At 40.3% G+C, this 5,043-nt stretch carries 6 protein-coding genes; 5 read left to right on the forward strand and 1 reads right to left on the reverse strand.

The genetic code is table 11. The features are described 5' to 3' along the window. Positions 1–47 precede the first annotated feature (47 nt). The 5 genes from ACIDEJ_RS15055 to ACIDEJ_RS15075 all read left to right on the forward strand — a co-directional run bounded on the left by ACIDEJ_RS15055 (position 48) and on the right by ACIDEJ_RS15075 (position 4,742). Positions 48–191 (forward strand): hypothetical protein, encoded by a 144-nt coding sequence (locus ACIDEJ_RS15055; protein WP_411987133.1) that lies wholly within the window; start codon positions 48–50, stop codon positions 189–191. 209 nt (positions 192–400) lie between these two features. After that, positions 401–1,495, forward strand: coding sequence for a hypothetical protein (locus ACIDEJ_RS15060; RefSeq protein ID WP_411988872.1), 1,095 nt, complete (start codon positions 401–403; stop codon positions 1,493–1,495). Positions 1,496–1,564: 69 nt separating this feature from the next. Beyond that, positions 1,565–1,927 (forward strand): 4-fold beta flower protein, encoded by a 363-nt coding sequence (locus ACIDEJ_RS15065; protein WP_411988873.1) that lies wholly within the window; start codon positions 1,565–1,567, stop codon positions 1,925–1,927. Between the two features lie 106 nt (positions 1,928–2,033). Next, a complete protein-coding gene (locus ACIDEJ_RS15070) occupies positions 2,034–3,269 on the forward strand; it encodes a DUF711 family protein (protein WP_411988874.1) in 1,236 nt (411 codons plus the stop codon). Positions 3,270–3,440: 171 nt separating this feature from the next. Further along, positions 3,441–4,742, forward strand: a complete 1,302-nt coding sequence (locus ACIDEJ_RS15075) for an HD domain-containing protein (protein WP_411988875.1) — start codon at positions 3,441–3,443, stop codon at positions 4,740–4,742. Between the two features lie 3 nt (positions 4,743–4,745). Here ACIDEJ_RS15075 and ACIDEJ_RS15080 read toward each other — a convergent pair. Beyond that, the coding region (locus ACIDEJ_RS15080) for an integrase core domain-containing protein (protein ID WP_411988876.1) at positions 4,746–5,043 on the reverse strand (298 nt) is incomplete at its 5' end.

Raw genomic sequence — 5,043 nt, forward strand, 5'->3', positions numbered from 1 at the left:
GGCGTTATGGCTAAGTAATTTCGCGTTCGGATGTTTTGGGAAACTTTATGATTAATGAAATTAAAAATTGGTGGAGCTCAGTGCCAAAAGCCGAGAAAACTGGCCTGATTGTCTTAGCGGCATTTTGTGCGGCAGCTTTTATCATGAGCTTTGGAGTAATTATTGGCTCATCTCTGGGCAAGGCGCTCTAAAGTTGTTGCCTTTGCAAAAAGATATATTTGAGCAGCTATGGCAAAACGAGCTACTAATGTCGTTAATAGGTCTGGGACATGTGCCATCAAACGGGCGAAGTAGCCATAACAAGGCTAGGCACGGCGACGGCTTTTCCGTTGCGGCTTCGCCTTCACTACAAAGCCGCACGTGCTTGCGGCGTTAGTTCTTTCAAGTAATAGTAGAAGATATGAATGTTGATAGTGACAAGATAGATAAGTTAATAATCGGTCAATATGTTGATTTGGAGAAAACCTCAGAACTTCATCAGTTATCTAAGTTGTTTAATCCAGGCTTTATCAAAGGGATGCTAAAAGTAATTGGTTCTGGATTAGCAAATGAGCAATATTATAAGCAAAGCCTTGATATATCATTATGTTGGATTGATAAACGGCCATTGGCTGATTTTTCAAAGCAAAATATCAAAGATCATAATAACAATAAGATCACAAAGAAGGTTGAGGTGGCTGATGCTGCTTTTTATTTCTTCAATGAGAATGGTTACTACCAAAATGGGCAAGAAAAGATAGCTCATGAATCAAGCCTCGCATTACTTTTCCAAGCAAAAAGGTCCGTATCAGTAAAAGAACCAATAGTGCCAGTAGGGACATCAAAAGCAAAGAATAATAGTACAGCAAAGGAACTTGCTCTTCTTAGTTCTTGGCCGAAATTTGATTTATACAAAACTTCAGGGAATAAAAGTCCGATATATAAAGATATGGAAATCGATTGTCCCACTGGTGAAATTCCTCCATTCGGTTGGTTTGGAGTTTGTCCTCCAACTAAATCCGAGGTTTGGAAGTCTAGATGGATGTGTGGGCCTTCAAAATTGGGAGAAAAATGTCAATATACCTTAGGTCAGTTGCTTGAAGCACTGTTAAAACGGACTACCCTGGGTACTGATAAAGTTGAGTCTGGTAAGGAGTTTAAGTTTGATCCTAAGTGGAGCAGTGGACAAAAGCTTAATGGAGAATCTTACTGGGATGTATTGAACAATGAAATATTAGCTCAATGTAAAGAATCTAACTTACCAAAGAGTATCTTTACTACTAATAAGAAAAGGTGTGTCTCTGCTAAAGAAGTCATTTTTCTAGATGAACATATGAGCCTAGCATTATTGACTAGTCCAGATGATTCTCTGTGTGATTGTAGCAGCTATAGCACAAAGATAGCTAAGCACATTACCGAGATAAAAACACCTGATAGTTTTTATGAGGCAGCTTTGCATGACAGAGCAATGCCAGTTGTAATATTCTCTATCAAGTCAATGGAAGGTCAGAACTAACAAGTAAATTCAAGTGACGCCTACGGCGCACCTGATTTAGGCGTTAAGCACACAGAACGAGGAACAAACATGACTCCAATATTTGATCAGAATGTTCAACTTTCGGGATGGTTTGATGGAGAAAATATCTTTGATTTAAACCTGGAATGGGTTGCTTTTTTAAGTGGTGATCATTTCTTTTCATCAAACACATTGAGCTGGCTGGGTCCAATCCATGACGGTTCGTTACTTGACCGGAATGGAAAACCTGTCGCATGGCTTGAAGGGGCAAGCCCTAGCGGAACACTCAAGCCACTTACTCCGTTGAGACCATTAAAACCGTTAAGGCCGCTTCGCCCATTGAGGCCCTTAAATCCACTTAGGCCACTGAAACCACTCAATCCGTTGGGAGGTTGGTCAAACTTAGTTTGGAATCAGTGGCTAAATGCTTAACAAACGGCTCAAAAACCGCTCCACTTCGTTCCGCTGGACGCGGCTGTCGCCGCGCCTTTTAGCCGGGCGTTAGATAATAAACCAACAATCAAGGACGAAGTAAATTATGGTGAATTACAAAAATAAAGAACTTTGTAAAATAAGAACAATAACCACGTTTATCAGCTTGGGGAAAGATAGGAGTACCTGGGAAAAGGAAATTGAGAAAGCATCTTCTTTTTGCACTAAATTATCAGAGGAATTTATTGATAATGGATATATCGTTCAGTCGGTAAGAATCGTGACTAATTCATTTGGTGACTATCTTAATGTTGAATCATATGAAACAGCAAAAGCCGATTTACAATATATAAGTCAATTGTTAGAAGATGCAAACAAGTCTGGACTTCGTGTTCGTTTTGCCATCGGTGAAGCGAAAACAAAACATGAAATAAAGTTGGTTCCAGAACTTATTAGAGACTTTGGTGATTTATGCAATGTTTGTGTAAACGTAAGCTTGGATGAGTTTGGAATTCTTAACAATGATCTTATCGATGAGTCAGCTAAGACGGTGCTGAAAATCAGTCAAATAACTGAAAGGGGGGAAGGGAATTTTAACTTCACTGTTAATTTTAACTGTAAACCGCTTATTCCATATTTTCCAGCAGGTTATCACGATAAAAAGTTAGGTGATTGTTTTGTTATTGGTCTGGAGACTCCAGACTTACTAGTAAGTGTCCTCAAAGAATACAATCAAAGTACTACATCAACGAGTCATAATGAGCGTCAGAAAAATTATTATCAGGTCATGAGTAACGCGCTTCAGCACCATATATCTAGTATTAACAAAATCATATTGGACTTAGAGTATAAGCATAATTTTAAGTTTTCAGGATTTGATAGCTCAGCCGCTCCATCGAAGAATTGTTCTAGCATGGCTGAAGTGTATGAAGAAATGGGAGTAGAGTATTTTGGTTCATCGGGGACTGTTGAAGCCTCTTCATTATTGACCAGAGTTTTTAAGTCATTAAAAGGCGTCAATTTGGTGGGTTTTTCAGGTCTTATGCTAGCATTGACGGAAGATACCGGTTTAGCTGAAGGAACTAAACTAAAAAACTTTGATATACGATCGCTGTTAACCTTTAGTTCTGTTTGTGGTATCGGTTTAGATACCGTTCCTATTCCTGGTGATACCACTGTAAATAAGATCTCTGCACTTATGAGAGACACTGGAACTATGGCATATCGATTAAATAAACCGTTAACTGTTCGTTTATTTCCAGTTCCGGGTCTTGCTGCGGGTGAGTACACCGCTTTTGAAAGCGATGATTTATGTAATTGTGCAGTATTGCCAGTGCCGTAGATGTAGTTTCATAGAAATAATCATCTAACAAATCGCTCTAATTGACAAAATAATTGTCCCGCATTTTGCAGAGCAAAATGACGCGCCAACTATTTTGCAACTGAGCTCAGCGTTATGTGTCCGATAGTTACGTTGTCAGTAAGAAGTTTATAGAATAGAGAAAGGGAAATAATGAAAGTAAGAGATTCCATTACTGAGCTTAAAGAGACAAAGCTTTATACTCAGCTACTATCTCTCGACTCAGAATATGCTGAGCGAATTGAAACATTTGTTCGTGCAATTGAGCCTCTTATGGCGTCAATCAAGAACTATTTCCCATACTATACACGGCATGATGTGCATCATGGTTATCAAGTTGTTCATAGGATGGAGCAATGTTTACTTGGAGCTTGCTTCGATGTTGAGTTGCCAGAAGCCCTTACAGCTCAGGAAATATTTTTACTGATTGCAGCAGCATATGCTCATGATTTAGGGATGGCTGTATTCCCTGGGGAAGAAGAATCATTGAGAGAAAAGCTTGGGCTTAGTTCCCAAGATGGTTGGAAGACTAGTGAAGATCTTCAAAACCATTTAAGGAAGAACCATTCAAATCGTGGTGGCAGATATATAGAGGAACATGCAGAGTCTCTGGCAGTTCCTCGTAACCTTGTTTCGGCTTTGGACCTCATGATGAAGGCCCATAATTATTCCATTCCTCAACTTGAAAAAGAACTTTATCGCCCATTTGCGGCTGGTCAGAAAGAAAGCGACCTAGCTCAGTTAGCAGTAATTGTATGTGTTGCAGACGCTATTGAGTTTAGTGACACACGCGTTGTTGATGGTGTCCTTGAGCAACTGGTGAAAGACCAAAGTTCTCCAGCCAAGATATCGTATGCAGAAAACATGAAGCATGTATGTACCGGAGATAGTCTTGCAGTAGCCCAAGACGGCCGTATTATTGTGAGCGGAACATTTTCCGATGAAAATGTATTGGCGCTTGCCCATCGAACTTTTGACCAAATGGAAGAATGGATTCAAGGTTACAGTGATATTGACCACCGCTCTAATGTTAAGCGCTTGAAAATAAGAGGAGGTACATTTCATTGTGACCTTACACTTAGTCACGGAGAATTTCATCGCCTCGGGGTTAGGTTAAATAAGAGAAATGTCATTGACCTCATCGCATCTAATGCGATTTGGCGACGAGATCAAGGTATAGCCCTTCGAGAACTAGTTCAAAACTCTGTAGAGGCATGTCGGTATAGAGCGCATCATTCTGCGCCGTCAGATAAGTATCACCCAGAGGTGCGTGTTGCTTTCAACAGAGACAGCCATTCTGTCTCTGTCTCAGATAATGGTTGTGGGATGTCTGAGCGTACGGTTCTGAATAACTTGTTAACAGTCGGTAGCAGTAGGTCCTGTGAAGTCACATACACTGAAAGTGACTATTCACCAATTGCTCGTTTTGGCATTGGTTTCTGGTCCGTCTTGTAGTGGTCAAGTCATTTTGGCCACATAGTTGTAGCTATTCCAGTAACGTTTTTCCGATTCATTTGGCGTTAAACCACCGTTGTACGAATGCGGTCTCAGTCGGCTGTAATAGCCATGAATATATTCACCAATCTTCTGCTTTGCTTTCGTAAAGCTCACGTAACCTGTCGTTGGAACCCATTCAGTTTTAAGGCTTCTGAAGAAGCGTTCCATAGGACTATTGTCCCAACAATTTCCTCTGCGACTCATGCTTTGCGTTAAGCGATAGCGCCAGATTAACTGACGGAATTTACGGCTTGTGTAG

It is taken from the genome of Shewanella mytili, assembly GCF_046765975.1.
GTDB classification, from domain to species: Bacteria; Pseudomonadota; Gammaproteobacteria; order Enterobacterales; family Shewanellaceae; genus Shewanella; species Shewanella mytili.